Source organism: Streptomyces mayteni, assembly GCF_054783955.1.
Genome location: NZ_BAAGPR010000006.1, coordinates 22,857 through 40,409, shown reverse-complemented (window position 1 = coordinate 40,409; position 17,553 = coordinate 22,857). Strand labels below are relative to the sequence as shown.

Sequence of the window (17,553 nt, the reverse complement as noted above, 5' to 3'; positions counted from 1 at the left end):
GTGGGGTCAGGGGCGCCGCGGCTCGCGCGGCGGCTCCTCGGCCCGCGCCGCCTGCTGCTCCCGGACCCGGGCCGCCTCCTTCCGCACCCCGGCCTGCGTCTCGCGCTCCCGCTCGAGCCACTCGGGCGGGGCGCCGCGCAGCGCGTCGATCTGCTCGGTGGTCAGGGCGTCCGTGACCCCGCCGCGCGCCAGGCCCGCGATGGAGACGCCGAGCCTGGCCGCGACCACCGGGCGCGGGTGCGGGCCGTCGCGGCGCAGGTCGCTGAGCCACTGGGGCGGGTCGGCCTGCAGGGCGTTCAGCTCGGTGCGCGAGACGACGCCCTCCTGGAACTCGGTGGGGGTCGCCGGGAGGTACACACCCAGCTTCTTCGCCGCGGTGGCGGGCTTCATCGTCTGGGCGGTCCGGTTCGAGCTCATGCCGCCAAGGGTAACGAGCGCCCGCCGGCCCGCCGACCACGACCGGATAGCCTGGCGACGTGACGGACTCGGACTCGGCAGCGGCCCAGGAAGCGGACTCGGCGGCGGGCCAGGTCCCGGAAGGGGCCACCTCGTTCCGGCTCGGCTTTGTGCCGGGCGTGACGCCGGGCAAGTGGGCGCGGATCTGGGGCGAGCGGCAGCCGGACGTCCCGCTGCGCCTGGCCGGGGTGCCGGCCGCCGAGGCGGCCGGGGCGGTGCGGGGCGGCGAGGCCGACGCCGTGTTCCTGCGGCTGCCGGTCGACCGCACCGACCTGAGCGTGATCCCGCTCTACACCGAGACGACGGTGGTCGTGGTCCCGAAGGACCACGTGGTGGCGGCGGTCGACGAGGTGACGACGGACGACCTCGCGGACGAGCTGGTGCTCTGGCCGCTCGACGACACCCTCGACTGGGAGCGGCCGCCGGGGCGGCCGGCGAACGAGCGGCCCGCCAGCACGGCGGACGCGATCGAGCTGGTCGCGGCGGGCGTCGGCGTGCTCGTCGTCCCGCAGTCGCTGGCCAGGCTCCACCACCGCAAGGACCTCACCTACCGGCCCGTCACCGGGGCGCCCGAGTCGCGCGTCGGTCTGGCGTGGCGGGAGGACGGGACCACCGAGCTGATGGAGCGGTTCATCGGGATCGTCAGGGGCCGGACGGCCAACAGCTCGCGGGGCGAGCCGGCCGCGCCGAAGGCGAAGCCGACCGCGAAGGCCAAGGCGGCGGCGAAGGCCGCGGCCCAGGTGCGGGCGAAGGCGAAGGGGCAGCCGCAGGGCAGGGGCCCTCGGCGCGGCTCGGGCAAGGGCGCCAGGGGCGGCGGCCGGGGTCGCCGCTGAACCGGTCGCGCACCTCGCCCGCCATTCCGGACCGATCCTGACCGGAATGGCGCCTAGTGTCGTCGTCGACAGGCCGACCGACCAACCCGGCGACCGGCGACACGTGAGGCGGAGACACTTCATGACCGTTCAGGACCCCACCACCCCCGTCGGTGAGCGCGCCGACCTGCTGGAGTCGCTGGCCAAGCACCGGTACTTCCTGCGCCACACGGTCCGCGGCCTCACCGACGAGCAGGCGACGCGGCGCACCACCGTCAGCGCGCTGTACCTGGGCGGCCTGATCAAGCACGTCTCCGCGACCGAGCGGGCCTGGGCGTCGTTCATCGTGGAGGGCCCCTCGGCCATGCCCGACTTCGCGACGTTGACCGAGACCGACTGGGCCCGGCTGGCCGAGGAGTTCCAGCTGCTGCCCGGCGAGACCCTGGCCGGCGTGCTCGCCGACTACGAGGAGACGGCCCGCCGCACCGACGAACTGGTCGGCTCCCTCCCCGACCTGGACGTCAGCCACCCGCTGCCGAAGGCCCCCTGGTTCGCCCCGGACGCCCGCTGGTCGGCCCGGCGCGTGCTGCTGCACATCATCGCCGAGACCTCCCAGCACGCCGGCCACGCCGACATCATCCGCGAGTCCCTGGACGGCGCGAAGACCATGGCCGAATGACCGCGCCGCCAGGGTCGCCGCCCGCCGAGGCCCCGGCCGGTACCGGCTAGTCCCGGCTGGCCAGGGCCTCGGCCGGCGGGACGCGGAGGGCCTGGCGGGTGGGGAGTTCGGTGGTGAGGAAGGCGATCGCCGCGACCGTGAGGACGGTCGCCGGCAGCAGCCACCAGGGCCCGGCCGGCCAGGGGTGGTCGAGGAAGCCCACGCCGAGGAGGGCGAGCGGGACGGCGGAGAGCGCCAGCCCGGTCGCGAGGGCGGCCACGGTGATCAGGGCGGCCTCGCGGCGCATCATGGCGAGGATCTGCCGTGGGGTGGTGCCGATCAGGCGGAGCGCGGCGATCTCCTCGCGCCGCTGGGCGGTGGTGGCGGTGAGCTTGTTGGCGATGCTGAGCAGCAGGTAGCCGAGGAGGACCAGGACCACGGCCAGGTTGAGCCAGACCTCCGGCGGGGCCTCGGCGCCGGCGTCGAGGGCGGTGGGTTCGAGGCTCAGGCCGGCGCGGGCGCCGACGAGTTCGGCGAGCGCGCGGTCGTCCTCGGTGCGGACGAGCAGGCTCTGGGCGAGGTCCGTGGTGGTGTGTCCCGCGGCCAGGTCGCGGGAGATCACCACCGGGCCGAAGCCGAGGCCACGGCCGTAGCGGGCGACGACGACGGGGTCGACGGGCGTGCCGTCGCCGAGGATCAGGTCGATCCGGTCGCCGATCCCGGCGCCTCGGGTGCGGGCGACGTCCTCGCTGACGGCGACGGTGTCGCCGGTGAGGTCGGCCAGGTCGCCCGAGCGCACGTCGAGGTCGAGGACGGCCGGCGCGTCCGGGGTGAGGACCAGCGCCGACTGGGAGTCGACCTCGGTCTCGCCGAACAGCCGGTAGGGCCAGAGCACGGTGGTGGTGTCGACCGGGGCCGCGGCCAGGACCCCGGGGGTGGCCTGGACGGCGGAGAGCACGTCGGGCGGGAGCCCGCCGAGCGCCGGCGCGCCGACCCGGTGTTGGGCCAGGGTGCCGGCGTCGGCGTCGCGGTCGGTGGCGGCCAGCACGGTGGTCTGGGCGAGGGCGTAGGTGAGGACGAAGGCGACGGCCATCGCGAGGGTGCTGACGACGCCGGCCAGCCGCAGGGCGTAGCCGCGGACGTTGGCCGCGGCCAGCCAGGTGGGGGCCGAGACGCGGGGCGGCAGCCGCCTGGCGAGGGTCTCGCTGGCGCGCCCGACCAGGGCTGGCCCGGCCATGGCCAGGCCGATCGCGCCGATGACGCCGGCCATCGAGGTGGCGGCCGCGCCGAGCACGTCCCTGGCGAACAGCGGCCCCACGGACAGGGTGGTGGCGGCGGCGATCACCAGCAGTCCCGCGCCGGTGCGGACGCGCGACGGGGTGCGGGGTTCGACGCGCGACTCGGCGACCGCCTCGGTGGCCGGCATCCTGGAGGCGCGCCAGGACGCGCCCCTGGCCGACACCTGGACGACGAGGCCCACCAGGAGGAGCGTGCACAGCGCGGGGAGCGGGCTGAGGGTGAGCGGCAGGGCGTCGGGGAGCATGCCGCGGTCGGCGAGCTCGGCGCGGAACCGCTCGGCCAGCGGGTAGCCGAGGGCGATCCCCGGCACGGCGGCCGCGGCGGCGATCACGCCGGCCTGGGTGGCGGCGAGGTGGCGGATCTGTTTGGGGGTCGCCCCGACGGCCCGCATCAGGGCGAGGTCGCGGCGCTGGCCGGCGACGGAGACGGTCAGCGCCCCGGCCATGGCGAAGCCGGTGACCAGCAGGATGACGCCGCCGAGCGAGCCGGCGAGCACCACGAGCAGTGGGCGGGCGGCGGCCGTGTCGGGCGCGGCGAGGTCGCCGCGGTCCGCGCCGGTGGCCACGGTGAGGTCACCGGCCCCGGCCCCGGCCCCGTCGGTGGCGGTGGCGGTGGCGGTGGCGAGTTCGGCGCGGACGGCGTCGGCGACCGCGCCGGCCCGGCCCGGCTCGGTGCGCAGGCCGATCAGGTCGAGGGTGCCGGCGCGGTCGGCCAGTTCGGCGGCGGTCCGGTCGGCGAAGAGGATGCCGGCGCCCGGCGCGTCGACCACGGCGCTCACGCGGTGTTCCGCGGTGCGGCCGGCGGCCACCAGCCGGACGGTGTCGCCAGGGCCGACGCCCGCGGCGGCGGCGAGGGAGGCGTCGAGCGCGACCTCGCCCGCGCCGGCCGGCGGCGCACCCTCGACGGCCGGGTCGTCGATCAGGCCGGTGGACGCCCAGCCGTGGCCCGCGGTGCGCGGGTCGGCGGTCGCCACCGGTCGGCCCTGGTCGTCGAGGACGGCGGCGGGGAAGCCGAGGTCGCCGACGGCCGCGGTGACGCCTGGCAGGTCGGCGAGGCGGCCGACGAGTTCGGCCGGCACCCGGCCGCGCTCGGGCAGCGCCAGCGGCGGGCCGCCGCCCGGGAGGGCGAACGTCTGGTCGGCGGCGACCACGACGTCGACGCCGCCGAGCCGGCCGGCGGGCAGGTGGGAGCGGAGCCCGGACTCGGCCAGCACCCCGGTGCCGGTGATCAGCGCGGCGCCGCCGAGCACCGCGCAGGCCACCGCGAGCAGCGCGCTGAGCCGGCGCCTGGCCATGTCCACCGCGAGACGCAGCACGGCTACTTCCCTCCCAGCGTGACGAGGCGGTCGGCGAGTTCGGCCGGGGTGGGCCGGTCGAGGGTGTCCACCACCCGGCCGTCGGCCATCACCAGGACCCGGTGTGCCCGGGCGGCGGCGCCCGGGTCGTGGGTGACCATCACGACGGTCTGGCCAAGCTCGTCGACGAGGTCGCGCAGCAGGTCGAGCACCTCGTGTGCGGTGCGCAGGTCGAGGGCGCCGGTCGGCTCGTCGGCGAAGACGACGGCCGGCCTGGCCACCAACGCCCGGACGATGGCGGCGCGTTGCTGCTGCCCGCCGGAGAGCTCGGCCGGGCGGTGCGCCAGCCGGCCGGCGAGGCCGACCCGCTCGACCAGCGTGTTCACCCAGTCGCGGTCGGGGGCCCGGCCGGCCAGCCGCAGCGGCAGCGTGATGTTGTCCGCGACGCTGAGCGACGGCACCAGGTTGTAGGACTGGAAGACGAACCCGACGCGCTCCCTGCGCAGTTCGGTCCGCCGGGTCTCGTCGAGCCTCCCGATCTCGTGCCCGTCGATGGCGATGGAGCCCTCGCTGGGGACGTCGAGCCCGGCGGCGCAGTGCATCAGCGTGCTCTTGCCGGAGCCGGAGGGGCCCATCACGGCGAGGAAGGTGCCGCGTTCCACGGTGAGCGACACGTCGTCCAGCGCCCGCACCCCGCCCTGATAGGTCTTCCCGACGTGGGTCAGCGCGATGGCGGCCACCGTGTCGGTGACGACGGCGCTCACCGGCGCGACCGCACGCGGCGGACGACGAGGGCCGCGCCGCTGAGCACGGTGACCGCCCCGGTGGCGAGGTTGACGAGCATCGGGGCGCCGACCAGCGAGCCGACCGTGTTGCCGGCCGCGCTGACCACCAGCGCCAGCCAGAGCAGCGCCGGCAGCACCCCGGAGCGGTCGTCGGCCGGCGCGGCGGGCGCGGCGGGCGCGGCGTCGGTGGTGAGGCGGTAGGGGTCGGTCGTCATCTCGGGCTCCCGATGGGGCGGTGGGCTGTCGTGATCGACGCTAGTGAGCGCGGTCGGCGCCGCCGAGCCCCTCAGCTCCCCAGTTCGTACTACAGCCAGCCGTACCTCTCGTCCCGCCGGAATTGACAAGCAACTGCTCTGACACGAAAGGCTGTTGGGGTGACGGGTGGGGTCGGGGCGAACCGTAGTCTTGGCCACGTCGTCATGTCGGGCACAGCGTCTTGTCGTGCACAGCCCCCCGGCCGAGGAGTGGCCTTGGATCTAGTTCTCACGGTGATCGCCAACATCGTCGGTCTGCCGCTGCTCATCGTGCTGGGGGTCATGGCGGCCAAGTCGGTCCCCACCGGGCAGGTGTTCCTCGTCGAGCGGTTCGGCCGCTACCACCGCACGCTGAAGCCGGGCTGGAACCTGGTCATCCCCTGGGCCGAGAAGGTCGCGCACCGCGTCGAGACCCGGCTGCGGGTGGTGCGGACGACCTCGGCGCCGGTGGCCACCAGGGACGGGGGCCAGCTGAGCATCGACATCACGCTCTACGTCCAGGTCTTCGACCCGCACCAGGCGGTGTACGACGTCGCCGACCACGAGCAGGCGTTGGAGCGGCAGGTCCACAACTCGGTGCGGGCGCACATCGGTTCGCTGGACCGTGAGCAGGCGTTGGGGTCGCGCACCGAGATCGGCACCACGCTGCACGAGGCGTTGAGCGCGACGGCGGCGGGCTGGGGCGTGCGGATCGACCGGATCCTCGTCGACCCGGACGACGTCGGTCCGACGGCCGGGCGCGCGGCCGGGCCCGCCCAGGCGCCGGCCCCCGTGGAGACCGGGCAGTGGCCGCTGGAGCACGGCGACCCGCGCCGGGTCGGCAGCTACGAACTGGTCGCGCGGCTCGGCGAGGGCGGCATGGGGACGGTGTTCCTCGGGCGCTCGGAGGACCGGCGGCTGGCGGCGATCAAGGTGATCCAGGGCCGGTTCGTGGCCGACGAGGCGTTCCGGCGGCGGTTCGCCCGGGAGATCGACACGGCCAGGCGGGTGGGCGGCGTGCGCACCGCGGCCGTGGTGGACGCGGACCCGGCTGGCGACCCGCCGTGGCTGGCCACCGAGTACATCCCAGGACCCTCGCTCCAGTTCGTGATCAGCCGGCAGGGCGCGCTGCCCGCGCCCACCCTGTACATGATCGCGGGCGGCGTCGCGGAGGCGCTGCACGGCATCCACGGCTGCGGGATCATCCACCGCGACCTCAAGCCGAGCAACATCATCGTCTCCGAGGGCGGCCCCCGGGTCATCGACTTCGGCATCGCCCGCACCGCCGACGCCACCGCGCTGACCCGCACCGGGCACGTCGTCGGCACGCCGGGGTTCCTGGCCCCCGAGCAGCTGACCGGCGGCGCGGTCACGCCGGCCACCGACGTGTACGCCTACGGCATGGTGCTGTGCCACGCCGGCGGCCTCGCGGCGCTGCTCGACGGGCAGCCGGTCGAGGCGGCCCTCGGCATGCTGCCGGCCGGGCTGCGGGATCTCGTCCAGGGCTGCCTGGCACCCGATCCCGCCGCCCGGCCGACCGTGCCGGAGATCATGGAGCGGCTGGCCAACCCGTGGGCCGCCACCGTCGACGCCTGGCTGCCGCCGCCGGTGCGGACCATGATCGACCTGCACGCCGCCGCCACCCAGCCGGCCGAGCGGTCATAGCGACGCGGGTCGTTACGCGGGTCGTCTCCCCGGTCGTTACGCCGGCGCGCCGGTGACCGTGGAGCCGGTCCTGGTGAGGGTGTAGCGGACGGTGGTGCCGCTCCAGAAGTGGAAGGTCAGGGTGACCGTGGAGTTGTCGCGGACCTCGGCGAAGAACGCGCTCGGCAGGGTGATGTCGCCGCTCGCGTAGTTCGGCGAGAAGGCCGCGCCGAACTCCTTGTACGAGGTCCAGTTGTGCGGCCCGGCGAAGGAACCGTCCGGGTAGACGGCCTCCATGGTGGCGAGTTGGTCGCCGTTGAAGGCGGTCGGCACGGTCAGCCCGTTGGTGGTGCCGGTGGCGGCCCGCAGCGTCGGCGGGTCGGCGACGATCACGTTCAGCTCCCACGGCACGCCGCGCGAGAAGCGGGCGGAGAGCACGGCGTTGACGCCGTACCGCTGGGAGGCGGTGAGCCGGGCCAGGGTGGGGCCGGCGAGGGTGAGCCGGTCGCCGCTGACCGTGTAGTCGGTGCCCCGCACCAGCTGCGTCGAGCCGTGGAAGACCGAACTCAGGCTGTTGCCGTTGAGGTTGAGGGCGATCGTCGCGGCGGCCGGGTTCTGGCCGCGGCGCACGAAGACCTGGTCGGTCGCCGCGGTGGACGAGGCGGTCGTCCAGCTCGACCTGATCTGCCGGAACAGGGCCGGGTCGTTCCACTGGAGCGTGGTGCGGTTGAAGTGCTGGCCGTTGTCCCACAGCATCGTGGTGAGCTGGCGGGAGCGCGCGTAGTTGCCGAGGAACTCGAAGAACTTCAGTTTCTCGCCCTGCTCGATGACGCCGGTGTGGCGGTCGAAGCCGAGCAGCCCGTACTCGCCGAGGATCACCGGGATGCCGCGGGCGGTGAACGTGTTGTACACCCGGTCGAAGGTGTCGGTCAGGTCGCGTTGGGTCTCCGCGTCGAAGCGGGTGTAGCCGGCGACGTTCACGCTGAACGGCCAGAAGCCGTAGAAGTGCACCGTCGCGACCAGGTTGGGGTCGTTCAGGGCGGTGAAGGTGCTGGTCAGCTCGTCGAGCCTGGCCTGGTCCGCGTTGGTGCGCAGGGTGGGCAGCACGAGGACGCGGGTGGCGTTGCCGCCGCCGGACCGCCGGACGATTCCGTGGAAGGTGCTGTTCAGCTCGTGCAGCAGCTGGGCGTTCTGCGCGTCTCCCGAACTGCCCTCGAAGTACGGCTCGTTGATGCTCTCGAAGAGGACCCGGTCGGACGAGCCGCGGAAGGTGTTCGCGATCTGCGTCCAGGTGGCACTGTAGCGGGCGAGCACCGCGTCGTGCTGGGTGGGCAGGTTCATCACCCACTGCCACGAGTCGTGGTGGACGTTGACCAGGACGTAGAGCCCCTCGGCCACCGCCCAGTCCACGACCTCCTTCACCCGGGCCAGGTACGCCGCCTCGATGGTGTAGGAGGGCGCGGCGCCCTGGTGCTGGCTCCAGGTCACCGGGATCCGGACGCTGTTGAAGCCCTGCGCCCGGATCGAGCGCAGCAGCTCCCTGGTGACCCGCGGGTTGCCCCAGGAGGTCTCGTCCGAGCCGGTGGAGTCGAGGGTGTTGCCCAGGTTCCAGCCGGGCTGCATGGCCGCGACCGTGGACTGGGCCGAGGTCACGCCGACGCCGGCACCGGGTTCTGCCCCGGTGCCGGCGTCGGTGTCGGCGCGGGCGGCGGTCGAGGTGACCGCCAGCGCCAGGGTGATCAACAGAGTGGTCAGGGCCGCTAAGACCCCTTGCGAACGGCTTCTCACGGTCGTCCTCCGTATCGACGGGTTCCGTTCCTGGTGGTGGGCGGCACCCGGGGGACGCTAACCATCGAACGTCGTTCGCGTAAGCGGTCGGACGGCGGCGGCCTGACCTCGATCTGGACGCCGGGGTGCAGTGGCTCGCGCGTGAGCACCAGCACGTCGAGCGGGTCGCCGTCGCCGCCCTGGGACCGCGGGATCGAGCCGTAGTTGCCCGGGTAGGCCACCGGCATCGACTGGAAGCGGTCGACGATGAGCTGGCCGGTCTCCACGTCGACCTCGTACTTGGTGATGCTGTCCTGCGGGATCTCGATCATCGCGAAGAACGTCGAGGTGTCCTCCGGCTGCGGGAAGCCGAAGGGGTGGGTGGGCTCGAAGCACTGCTGGTCGGCGGAGGCCGAGGCGGCCGAACCCTCACGTGCGGCGGCGGAGGTGTCCGCGAAGGCCGTGGTGGTGACGGCGGCTCCGGCGGTTCTGCCGACAGGAGATCTGCCGCCAGCCGAGATCCCTGCCGCGCGGGGGCCCGGCGCCCCAGGGTGGAGGGAACCCGACAACCTCCGAGAGGGAGGACCGATGACACCACCCGTGCCCATGCCCGTCCGCGCGGCGGACGGCGACACGCCGCCCAGCCGGTTCGACGACCATCTGGCGGCCCGGCTGCTCTCCCAGCGGATCGTGTTCCTCGGGACCCAGGTCGACGAGGTCTCGGCGAACCGGATCTGCGCCCAACTGCTGCTGCTCTCGGCCGAGAACGCCAGGGCCGACATCAGCCTCTACATCAACAGCCCGGGCGGCTCGGTACACGCCGGGCTCGCCATCTACGACACCATGCGGCTGATCCCCAACGACGTCGCCACCCTCGCCATGGGGTTCGCCGGCAGCATGGGCCAGTTCCTGCTCACCGTGGGCTCGGCGGGCAAGCGCTACGCGCTGCCCAACGCCCGCGTCATGATGCACCAGCCGTCCGCCGGCGTCGGCGGGACCACGGCGGACATCGAGATCCAGGCCGAGAACCTGGAGCACACCAAGCGGACCATCGAGCGGATCACCGCCGAGCACAGCGGCCAGTCGCCGGAGGCCATCTCCCGGGACGGCGACCGCGACCGCTGGTTCACGGCCGAGGAGGCCAGGGAGTACGGGCTGGTCGACCACGTGCTGGCCTCGCTCGACGACGTCCGACCGGCCGGCACCCAGCGAAGGACGGGGTTCTAGACCATGGGCCAGTACACGATCCCCACCGTGGTGGAGCGCACCCCGAACGGCGAGCGGGCGTACGACATCTACAGCCGGCTGCTCTCCGAGCGGGTCATCTTCCTCGGCACCGAGATCGACGACGGCGTCGCCAACGTCGTCATCGCGCAGCTGATCCACCTGGAGTCGGCGAGCCCGGACCGCGAGATCTCGATCTACCTCAACTCCCCGGGCGGCTCCTACACCTCGCTGATGGCCATCTACGACACGATGACCTACGTCAGCGCGCCGATCTCCACCATCTGCGTCGGCCAGGCCGCCTCGACGGCCGCCGTGCTGCTGGCCGGCGGCGACCCGGGGCGCCGGGTGGTGTTGGAGCACGCCAGGGTGCTGCTCGGCCAGCCGGCCAGCCGGGGGCGGCAGGGCACGGTCTCCGATCTCAGCCTGGAGGCCAAGGAGATGGTCAGGATCCGGGCCCAGGTCGAGGAGGTGCTGGCCAGGCACACCCCGCACGACGTCGCCACGCTGCGGGCCGACATGGACCGCGAGAAGGTGTTCACGGCGCGGGAGGCGGTGGCCTACGGCCTCGCGGACCAGGTGCTGACCCGGCGGGCGCCGGTGGCCTAGCCGGGTCCGCGGCGGCCGGCTCGGGCCGCCAGGCTCAGGCCGCCAGGCTGAGCCGGCCGTCGTGCGGCGCGACGGGCCCGGGGCGGCGGCGCGCGGCGAGCGAGGTGACGGACGTGGTCGAGGGGGCCGGCGGCGCGAGCCGGCCGTGGGCGCGGGCCAGCAGCTGGGCGAGGCTCAGCCCGAGGGCGCGGGCGACCGCCGCCAGGACCTCGGACGACGCCTCCTTCCGGCCGCGCTCCAGCTCGGAGAGGTACGGCATGGAGATCCTGGCCTCCTCCGACACCTCCTTGAGGGTGCGCTCCTGGGCCAGCCGCTCGTGGCGCAGCACCTCGCCGATCAGGTGCCGCCACAGCGGCTCCCTGGTTCGAGGCGCGCGCGGCGTCATCGGGAGGACCCGGGCCGGCCGCGGCCCGGCCTGTTCCGTGACCTGCTCTGTGACCCGCTCTGTGACCCGCTCTGTGACCCGCTCCGGGGCGTCGTCGCTCATCTCCTCAGGGTAGGAACGCGGCGCCTGGAGGGGAGCCACCCGGCCCTCCGCCCTCCGCGAACGCGGCCGGTCCGGTGGGGCCGCGGAAGGGGAGCGGCTGGCTGTAGACGAGGTTGGTGGTGACGCTGCCGAACCGGGCCAGCGCGTCCGCGACCTGCTCCAGGTGGGCCATCGAGGCGACGGCGACCCTGAGCAGGTAGCAGTCGTCGCCCGTGGTGCGCAGGCACTCCAGGATCTCGGGGCGCTCGGCCAGCAGCCGGTGCAGGGGCTGGTGCCCGCTGCCCGGGTACTTGAGGCGGATCACGGCCAGCAACGGGAAGCCGGCCCGCCCCAGGTCCACGGTGGCGTGGTAGCCGGTGACCACGCCCAGCGCCTCCAGGCGCTTGACCCGCTCGGTGGTGGCGGAGGCGCTGAGGCTCACCCGGCGGCCCAGCTCGGTCAGCGGGATCCGGCCGTCGCGCTGGAGCTCGGCGAGGATGGCCCAGTCGGTGGCGTCGAGATTCACGGCCATCCGACGACAATACCGGGAGATCCACGGTAGTTGGCGCCGGATGCCGGGGGATCTGCCTTCCGGAGCGGCCTGGCCGCTGGATAGCCTCGACGGGTGCGAACAGGCGTGCCGGTACCCGACGTCGGGCCGGGCACCGAGCGGAGCGGAGTGGACATGACCCAGGACGACGAGCGGCTGCTCCGCCGGGCGATCGAGTTGGCCGCCGAGGCACGCGCCGGCGGCAACCCGCCGTTCGGCTCGCTGCTGCTCGGCCCGGACGGCCGGGTGCTGGCCGAGGAGCGCAACTCCAGCGTCACCGACCACGACATCACGGCCCATCCGGAGCTGAAGCTGGCCCGCTGGGCGGCGCGCGAGTTGACGCCGGAGACCGCGGCCGGCACCACCATGTACACCAGCTGCGAGCCCTGCGGGATGTGCGCCGGCGCCCTCGCCAGGTCGGGCCTCGGCCGGGTGGTGTTCGCGCTGGCCACCGAGCAGTTGACCGGGCTGAAGCCGCCCGGTGTCGGCTTCCCCGCCGTGCCCCTGGTGGGCCCGGCGCTCTTCGACGAGGCCCGGGTGCCGGTAGCGGGCTACTACGGCTGACCGCCATGCGATCTTCCGCTCGTGAAGGTCGCGTGATGTCGGATGGGTCGTGTTGAGCGCCGGCCGGTGGTTCGCTCAGTATTGATCGGTGCTTGGCATAGCGGACGGCCGTCCCCCACGTGAACCTCGCGGCCCCGTGGTCGGCCGGGCCGGCCTGCTGGCGCGGGCCGGTGACCGGCTGCGCGGCGGCGGTGGGCTGCTGCTGACCGGGCCGGTCGGCATCGGCAGATCCACGGTGCTCGACGCGCTGGTCGACCGCGCGGAGCGGAACGGCGCGCTGGTGCTGCGCTGCTCGCCGGCGCGCGCCGAGTCGGCGCTGCCGTTCCTGGCGCTGATCGATCTCCACGACCAGCTGGACGAGTTCGGCCTCGCCGCGGTCCAGGCGCTGCCGGCCGCGCAGCGCGCCGCGCTGGAGGCGGCGCTCACCGGCGGGCCGGCGGCCGTCCACCTGCGGCAGGGCGAACTCGCGCTCCGGCTGGCGGTGTTGTCGCTGCTGCGGGCGCTGGCCGGGCCCGGCAGGCCGGTGTTGCTCGCCATCGACGACCTACAGTGGCTCGACCGGCCGAGCGCCGAGCTGCTGGCCTTCGCCGCCCGCCGGGTGCGCCGGCTGCCGATCGGCGTGGTGGCCACCGTCCGCACCGAGCTCACCGGAGGCGAGACCACCCCGCTGCTACGCGCGTTGCCGCAGCCGGCCGAGGAACTTCCGGTGCCGCCGCTGGAGTTCGGGTGGCTCGCGGAGCTGCTCGACCGGCACGGGGTGGTGGGGGTGCCGGGCCGGGCGCTGCCCGAGATCCACCGGACCAGCGGCGGCAATCCGGGGTTCGCCCTCGACCTGGCCAGGGCGGCGGCCGGCGGCGTCGCCGACCCGGGCCAGGGCGAGCCGCTGCCGCTGCCCGCCCGCCTGCGCGCGGTGGCCAGGCGGTCGCTCGGGCCGCTGTCGCCAGGCGCCCGCGAGACGCTGCTGCTGGCCAGCCTGGCCGAGCCGGCGGGACCGGCAGGACCGGCGGGACAGGCAGGCCCGGCAGGACAGGACGTCGGGGCGCCCACGGTGGAACGGCTGCGCGCCGCCGGGCGGTCGGCGGCGGCTGCCGAGGTGGCGGAGGCCGTACGGCTGCGGGTGGTGCGCCCGCTGACCGCGGACGGGGTGGTGCGGTTCGCCCACCCGCTGCTGCTGGCCGCGCTCCGCGGCGAGGCCCCGCCCGGCCGGCGGCCACCGGCGCCCGCCACCGCGGCGCAGCCGCGGCCGGCTCCGGCGCCCGGCGCCGGCGGCCCGTTCGCGGTGCTCGCCGAGATCGAGCGCCTTGTGGTCGGCCTGGTCACGGAGGGCGGCACCAACCGCGAGATCGCCGACCGGCTGTGCGTCAGCGTCAAGACCGTCGAGTCCACCCTGACCCGGGTCTACCGCAAGCTCGGCGTGCGCTCCCGGGTGGACGTGGTCCGGCTGGCGGCCGGCTCCGGCGCGGGCGCGCCGGCCTGAGCCGGCGCGCGACAGCGGGTTTTCCCCATGTGGGGGTCACTGGTCGACAGTCGAACCGGGCGTGAGTATGGGGAGTTCCCCACTTGGGCTGGGAACTCCCGGGCGGCTAGCGTGAGTCGATCACCCGTCGCGTCACGCTCAGCGCGTCACGCGGCCGTTCGTTCCTCTTCTTCCCCTCCGCCCCACACCGGACGGTCGGCCGACGACCCCCACTCGTCATGCCTGGTCAGCCGCCCGGAGGTGACCCCACTCACCCATCACCACGAGGAGAAGCATGTCTCTTCTGTCCAGCCGCCGCCGTGGCACCGCCGCCGTCGCCGCGGCCGCCACCGTGGCCACCGTGGCCGCCGTCCTCACCGCGCCCGCCGCGGGCGCGGCGCCCCAGCCGATCGTCGGCGGCAGCCTCACCACGGCCGCCGCCTACCCGTACGTGATGCAGGTCACGGACACCACCGGCTACCAGTACTGCGGCGGCACCCTCGTCACGCCGACCAAGGTGGTCACGGCGGCGCACTGCATGGAGGGCGAGAACGCCGAGGACGTCCAGGTGGTCGGCGGCCGCACCTACCGGAACGGCGTCGACGGCACCGCCGTCGACGCCACCGACATCTGGGTGCACCCGGACTACGACGGCGACACGATCACCAACGACGTGGCGGTCATCACCCTGACCGAGGAGATGCCGTACGAGACGCTCCCCTACGTCGGCGCCGCGGACACCGACGTCTACGCTCCCGGCAGCTCGGCGCGGATCGTCGGCTGGGGCACCACCCGGGAGAACGGCCCCTCCTCCAACCAGCTGCGCACCGCCGAGGTGCCCACCGTCTCGGACGCGGACTGCGCCGACTCCTACGACGCCGACTACGTCTCGTCGGCCATGGTCTGCGCCGGCTTCCCGCAGGGCGGGGTGGACACCTGCCAGGGCGACAGCGGCGGCCCGCTGGTGCTCGACGGCCGGCTGGCCGGCGTGGTCTCCTGGGGCAACGGCTGCGCCCGCGCCGGCTACCCGGGCGTCTACACCCGGCTGACCAGCTACTCGGACGAGCTGGCCGCGCAGCTCGACTCCTGACCCGAGCCGATCGCGAACGCGAGCCAACGACAGCGAACGCGAGCGAACGCCGGCGAACGCCGTCGGGGCGCCGGAACACGCGCCCCGGCGGTTTCGCCGCCGGGTAGCGGCCGGGGCCCGGCCGCCAGGTCACGCGCCGAGCGAGACGGTGGGATCATCGACCGTACCGGCACCGTTCACCCAGGGGTCACCCTCTCGTATCCTTAGTCGCGGACGGCCTGTTTACCGTCGCGTTCAACCTGTCCGAAGCCACTGGAAGCCAGCGTGACCAAACTCTCCGTCATCGTCGCCTGTTACAACATGCAGGAATTCCTGCCCGACACCTTGCAGGCACTCGCCCGGAATGTCGGCGACGACCGGGAGTTCATTCTGGTCAACGACCACTCCAAGGACGCCACCGGCGAGATCCTGGACCGGGCCGCGAGCCGGATCCCCGGGGTCCGGGTGATCCACCACGAGACCAACCGCGGCATCTCCCGGGTGCGCAACACCGGCATCGACGCCGCCCGCGGTCGCTGGCTGACCTTCCTCGACGGGGACGACTGGTACGCGCCCGGCTACCTCACCCAACTGATCTCCGCCGTCGACTCGTTCGACTGCGACTTCGTGCGCACCGACCACGTCCAGGTCACCGGCACCAGCCGCACCCTGGAGCGGGCGCCGGCGCCGCGCCGCAACACGCTGATGGACCCGCGCGACGGCGTCCTGCCCGTGGAGCGGAAGAGCATGGTCGACTACCCCAACGTCTGGTCCATGGTCTGCCGCCGGAACGTCTTCGACGACCTCGGCGTCCGCTTCGAGCCGAACCTGCGCACCTGCGAGGACCGGGTCTTCACCTGGCAGCTGCACCTGCGCGCCCGCTCCTACGTCTCGATAGGCCTGCACGGCCTGTTCTACCGGCGCGGCATCAGCAACTCGCTCACCCAGGTCGGCGACGAGCGGCAGCTGGACTTCATCCCGGCGCACGACCTGATCCTTGAGGAGGTGCTGGCCCACCCCGACGCGGACCGGTTCCTGCCCAAGATCGTGCGCACCTACTGCGCCATGATCGCCTTCCACATCAGCAAGGCGGACCGGCACCAGTCCGACGTGGCCCGCAAGCTGCGGCAGATGTCGTCGGAGGCGCTGCGCCGGATGCCGCAGGAACTGCTGGACCGCACCCTCGACGAGATGGGCCCCGAGCGCGGCCGGGTGCTGCGCCGCCTGCTCGGCCGGACGACGACGCGTAAGGTGGCCGCGGCCTGATGAGCACCGAAGCCACGACCGCCGCGCGCGTCCAGATCTTCGAGGTCTCCACGCTCTACGGCGCCGCCACGCTGGCCGCCGCGCTGGACGCCGGTCTCTTCGGGCCCGACGAGGCCGCCGAGGAGCGGATCCTGCTGGTGAGCAACAACGCCGCGATCCCCGAGACCTCGGTGCTGCTCTCCGAGATGACCGGCTGGGACCGGATCGTCACCCGCTTCGACCGGGTGATCAGCTGGAACGACACCATCGAGCCGCACCACCCGGGCAGCTGGACGCCCAGGGAACACGACGTCCCGATATGGGAGCGGCTGCTGCGCACCGCCTGGGAGCTGCCCGACGGGCCGATGGACCTGGTCGTCGAGTCGGTGCACGCCAAGCACTCCATCGCGCTCGCCGCGATCTTCGCCGACGCCGACGTGCACGTCTACGCCGACGGCCTGATGAGCTACGGCCCCACCAGGGACCGGCTCAACTGGAACACCGCCTGCCGGATCCAGCGGCTGATCCACCTCGACCTGGTGCCCGGCCTGACGCCGATGCTGCTCACCGACTACGGCGTGCCGGCCGAGACGGTGCCGAACGACGCGTTCCGCGCCGTGCTCGACGAGATCAGCGCGGCCGAGAACGACGCGTCCGTGCTGGCCGCCCTCGAGGAGGCGCACGAGCCCACGGCCGTCATCCTCGGCCAGTACCTGGCCGCGCTGAACATCCTGGAGCCGGCCGAGGAGGAGGAGCTGCACGCGCGGATGCTGCGCGGCGCGGCCGCGGCCGGCTGCCACTCCGTGGTCTTCAAGCCGCACCCGACGGCGCCAGCCCGCTACTCCAAGGCACTGGAGAAGGCGGCGGCCGAGGTCGGGGTGCGGCTCACCGTGCTCGACTCGCCGATGCTCGCCGAGACGGTGTTCCACCGGCTGCGGCCCGCCCTGGTGGTGGGGTGCTTCTCCACCGCGCTGCTGACGGCCGCCGTCTACTACGGCGTGCCGATCGCCAGGCTCGGCACCGGCACGGTGCTCGGGCGGATCACCCCGTACCAGAACAGCAACCGCATCCCGCTGACCATCGTCGACGCCCTGGTCCCCGACATCGAGGAGCGCAAGGCCGGCGAGGTGGTCACCGCGCGGGCCGGCGTCGGCGCCGAGCTCAGCCCGCTGGTGCGGGCCGTGGGCTACTGCATGCAGTTCAAGCGCTATCCCGAGCTGCGCGCCGAGGCCCAGGAGTGGCTGGCGGCGAACCAGGGCAAGGCGGCGTCGCGCTACGTGGTGCGGGCGCGGCTGACGACGCTCGCGCTGCCGGGCGGCATCGGCGCCAGCATCACCGGCCAACTCCCGGGCGGCCGCACGGCGTTGCGCTTCGCCCGGAAGGTGCGGCGCTCCATGCGCCGCGGCTGAGCCGCACGCCGCT

The 17,553-nt window shown here is 74.0% G+C and carries 17 protein-coding genes and 2 pseudogenes; 11 read left to right on the top strand and 8 right to left on the bottom strand.

Features of this window, described 5'->3' with window-relative positions:
• Positions 1 to 6 precede the first annotated feature (6 nt).
• A complete protein-coding gene (locus ACYVPE_RS04595) occupies positions 7 to 417 on the bottom strand; it encodes a DUF5997 family protein (protein WP_461032077.1) in 411 nt (136 codons plus the stop codon).
• A gap of 59 nt (positions 418 to 476) precedes the next feature.
• On the opposite strand from ACYVPE_RS04595, the gene ACYVPE_RS04590 reads away from it, so the two are divergent.
• Complete coding sequence (locus tag ACYVPE_RS04590; protein WP_461032076.1) at positions 477 to 1,289, top strand: LysR substrate-binding domain-containing protein; 813 nt, start codon at positions 477 to 479, stop codon at positions 1,287 to 1,289.
• A gap of 121 nt (positions 1,290 to 1,410) precedes the next feature.
• Positions 1,411 to 1,947, top strand: coding sequence for a DinB family protein (locus ACYVPE_RS04585; RefSeq protein WP_461032075.1), 537 nt, complete (start codon positions 1,411 to 1,413; stop codon positions 1,945 to 1,947).
• 46 nt (positions 1,948 to 1,993) lie between these two features.
• On the opposite strand, the gene ACYVPE_RS04580 is transcribed toward ACYVPE_RS04585, so the two are convergent.
• Genes ACYVPE_RS04580 through ACYVPE_RS04570 form a run of 3 tightly spaced genes read right to left on the bottom strand, consistent with a single transcriptional unit; the run spans position 1,994 to position 5,519 of the window.
• Positions 1,994 to 4,540 carry an FtsX-like permease family protein gene (locus tag ACYVPE_RS04580; RefSeq protein WP_461032074.1) on the bottom strand — a complete coding sequence of 849 codons (2,547 nt, stop codon included), beginning with the start codon at positions 4,538 to 4,540 and terminating at the stop codon, positions 1,994 to 1,996.
• A gap of 2 nt (positions 4,541 to 4,542) precedes the next feature.
• Positions 4,543 to 5,283, bottom strand: coding sequence for an ABC transporter ATP-binding protein (locus tag ACYVPE_RS04575; protein ID WP_461032073.1), 741 nt, complete (start codon positions 5,281 to 5,283; stop codon positions 4,543 to 4,545).
• Complete coding sequence (locus tag ACYVPE_RS04570; protein ID WP_461032072.1) at positions 5,280 to 5,519, bottom strand: hypothetical protein; 240 nt, start codon at positions 5,517 to 5,519, stop codon at positions 5,280 to 5,282. Before ACYVPE_RS04570 ends, ACYVPE_RS04575 begins: the two co-directional genes overlap by 4 nt.
• A gap of 255 nt (positions 5,520 to 5,774) precedes the next feature.
• On the opposite strand from ACYVPE_RS04570, the gene ACYVPE_RS04565 reads away from it, so the two are divergent.
• On the top strand, positions 5,775 to 7,202 hold the full coding sequence (locus ACYVPE_RS04565; RefSeq protein ID WP_461032071.1) for a protein kinase domain-containing protein: 1,428 nt from the start codon (positions 5,775 to 5,777) through the stop codon (positions 7,200 to 7,202).
• 36 nt (positions 7,203 to 7,238) lie between these two features.
• Here ACYVPE_RS04565 and ACYVPE_RS04560 read toward each other — a convergent pair whose 3' ends face one another.
• Both ACYVPE_RS04560 and ACYVPE_RS04555 read right to left on the bottom strand, forming a co-directional pair.
• Entirely contained in the window at positions 7,239 to 8,969 is a 1,731-nt protein-coding gene (locus tag ACYVPE_RS04560) for a cellulase family glycosylhydrolase (RefSeq protein ID WP_461032070.1), read from the bottom strand.
• Positions 8,966 to 9,517 (bottom strand): inorganic diphosphatase, encoded by a 552-nt coding sequence (locus tag ACYVPE_RS04555; protein WP_461032069.1) that lies wholly within the window; start codon positions 9,515 to 9,517, stop codon positions 8,966 to 8,968. Before ACYVPE_RS04555 ends, ACYVPE_RS04560 begins: the two co-directional genes overlap by 4 nt.
• Positions 9,518 to 9,536: 19 nt before the next feature.
• Here ACYVPE_RS04555 and ACYVPE_RS04550 point away from each other — a divergent pair, with 19 nt between their 5' ends.
• A complete protein-coding gene (locus ACYVPE_RS04550; RefSeq protein WP_461032068.1) occupies positions 9,537 to 10,175 on the top strand; it encodes a ClpP family protease in 639 nt (212 codons plus the stop codon).
• Between the two features lie 3 nt (positions 10,176 to 10,178).
• Positions 10,179 to 10,781, top strand: a complete 603-nt coding sequence (locus ACYVPE_RS04545) for a ClpP family protease (protein WP_461032067.1) — start codon at positions 10,179 to 10,181, stop codon at positions 10,779 to 10,781.
• Between the two features lie 34 nt (positions 10,782 to 10,815).
• Here the strand turns inward: ACYVPE_RS04545 and ACYVPE_RS04540 are convergent, their stop codons facing one another.
• Both ACYVPE_RS04540 and ACYVPE_RS04535 read right to left on the bottom strand, forming a co-directional pair.
• Positions 10,816 to 11,268, bottom strand: a complete 453-nt coding sequence (locus ACYVPE_RS04540; protein ID WP_461032066.1) for a helix-turn-helix domain-containing protein — start codon at positions 11,266 to 11,268, stop codon at positions 10,816 to 10,818.
• A 4-nt stretch (positions 11,269 to 11,272) separates the two neighbouring features.
• Positions 11,273 to 11,779: an Lrp/AsnC family transcriptional regulator gene (locus ACYVPE_RS04535; protein ID WP_461032065.1), complete on the bottom strand. Its 507-nt coding sequence runs from the start codon at positions 11,777 to 11,779 to the stop codon at positions 11,273 to 11,275.
• A gap of 153 nt (positions 11,780 to 11,932) precedes the next feature.
• Between ACYVPE_RS04535 and ACYVPE_RS04530 the strand changes: the two genes are divergently transcribed.
• The 6 genes and pseudogenes from ACYVPE_RS04530 to ACYVPE_RS04505 all read left to right on the top strand — a co-directional run bounded on the left by ACYVPE_RS04530 (position 11,933) and on the right by ACYVPE_RS04505 (position 17,540).
• Entirely contained in the window at positions 11,933 to 12,361 is a 429-nt protein-coding gene (locus ACYVPE_RS04530; RefSeq protein ID WP_461032184.1) for a nucleoside deaminase, read from the top strand.
• Between the two features lie 88 nt (positions 12,362 to 12,449).
• Positions 12,450 to 12,965: pseudogene (locus tag ACYVPE_RS04525) on the top strand (ATP-binding protein); the annotation flags it as partial.
• A 612-nt stretch (positions 12,966 to 13,577) separates the two neighbouring features.
• Positions 13,578 to 13,838, top strand: a pseudogene (locus tag ACYVPE_RS04520) (helix-turn-helix domain-containing protein); the annotation flags it as partial.
• A gap of 274 nt (positions 13,839 to 14,112) precedes the next feature.
• Positions 14,113 to 14,907: a serine protease gene (locus tag ACYVPE_RS04515; RefSeq protein ID WP_461032064.1), complete on the top strand. Its 795-nt coding sequence runs from the start codon at positions 14,113 to 14,115 to the stop codon at positions 14,905 to 14,907.
• Between the two features lie 264 nt (positions 14,908 to 15,171).
• The gene (locus ACYVPE_RS04510; RefSeq protein WP_461032063.1) at positions 15,172 to 16,152 is read left to right on the top strand and encodes a glycosyltransferase family 2 protein; all 981 of its coding nucleotides are present in this window, start codon (positions 15,172 to 15,174) and stop codon (positions 16,150 to 16,152) included.
• Complete coding sequence (locus ACYVPE_RS04505) at positions 16,152 to 17,540, top strand: polysialyltransferase family glycosyltransferase (RefSeq protein ID WP_461032062.1); 1,389 nt, start codon at positions 16,152 to 16,154, stop codon at positions 17,538 to 17,540. The genes ACYVPE_RS04510 and ACYVPE_RS04505 overlap by 1 nt, the downstream gene beginning before the upstream one ends.
• The last annotated feature ends 13 nt before the right edge of the window (positions 17,541 to 17,553 follow it).

Bases quoted from the DNA above. Each gene is read 5' to 3' on its own strand.
- ACYVPE_RS04595 (WP_461032077.1), bottom strand. From the start codon at position 417: ATGAGCTCGAACCGGACCGCCCAGACGATGAAGCCCGCCACCGCGGCG.
- ACYVPE_RS04585 (WP_461032075.1), top strand. From the start codon at position 1,411: ATGACCGTTCAGGACCCCACCACCCCCGTCGGTGAGCGCGCCGACCTG.
- ACYVPE_RS04570 (WP_461032072.1), bottom strand. From the start codon at position 5,519: ATGACGACCGACCCCTACCGCCTCACCACCGACGCCGCGCCCGCCGCG.
- ACYVPE_RS04550 (WP_461032068.1), top strand. From the start codon at position 9,537: ATGACACCACCCGTGCCCATGCCCGTCCGCGCGGCGGACGGCGACACG.
- ACYVPE_RS04545 (WP_461032067.1), top strand. From the start codon at position 10,179: ATGGGCCAGTACACGATCCCCACCGTGGTGGAGCGCACCCCGAACGGC.
- ACYVPE_RS04540 (WP_461032066.1), bottom strand. From the start codon at position 11,268: ATGAGCGACGACGCCCCGGAGCGGGTCACAGAGCGGGTCACAGAGCGG.
- ACYVPE_RS04535 (WP_461032065.1), bottom strand. From the start codon at position 11,779: ATGGCCGTGAATCTCGACGCCACCGACTGGGCCATCCTCGCCGAGCTC.
- ACYVPE_RS04530 (WP_461032184.1), top strand. From the start codon at position 11,933: ATGACCCAGGACGACGAGCGGCTGCTCCGCCGGGCGATCGAGTTGGCC.
- ACYVPE_RS04515 (WP_461032064.1), top strand. From the start codon at position 14,113: ATGTCTCTTCTGTCCAGCCGCCGCCGTGGCACCGCCGCCGTCGCCGCG.
- ACYVPE_RS04505 (WP_461032062.1), top strand. From the start codon at position 16,152: ATGAGCACCGAAGCCACGACCGCCGCGCGCGTCCAGATCTTCGAGGTC.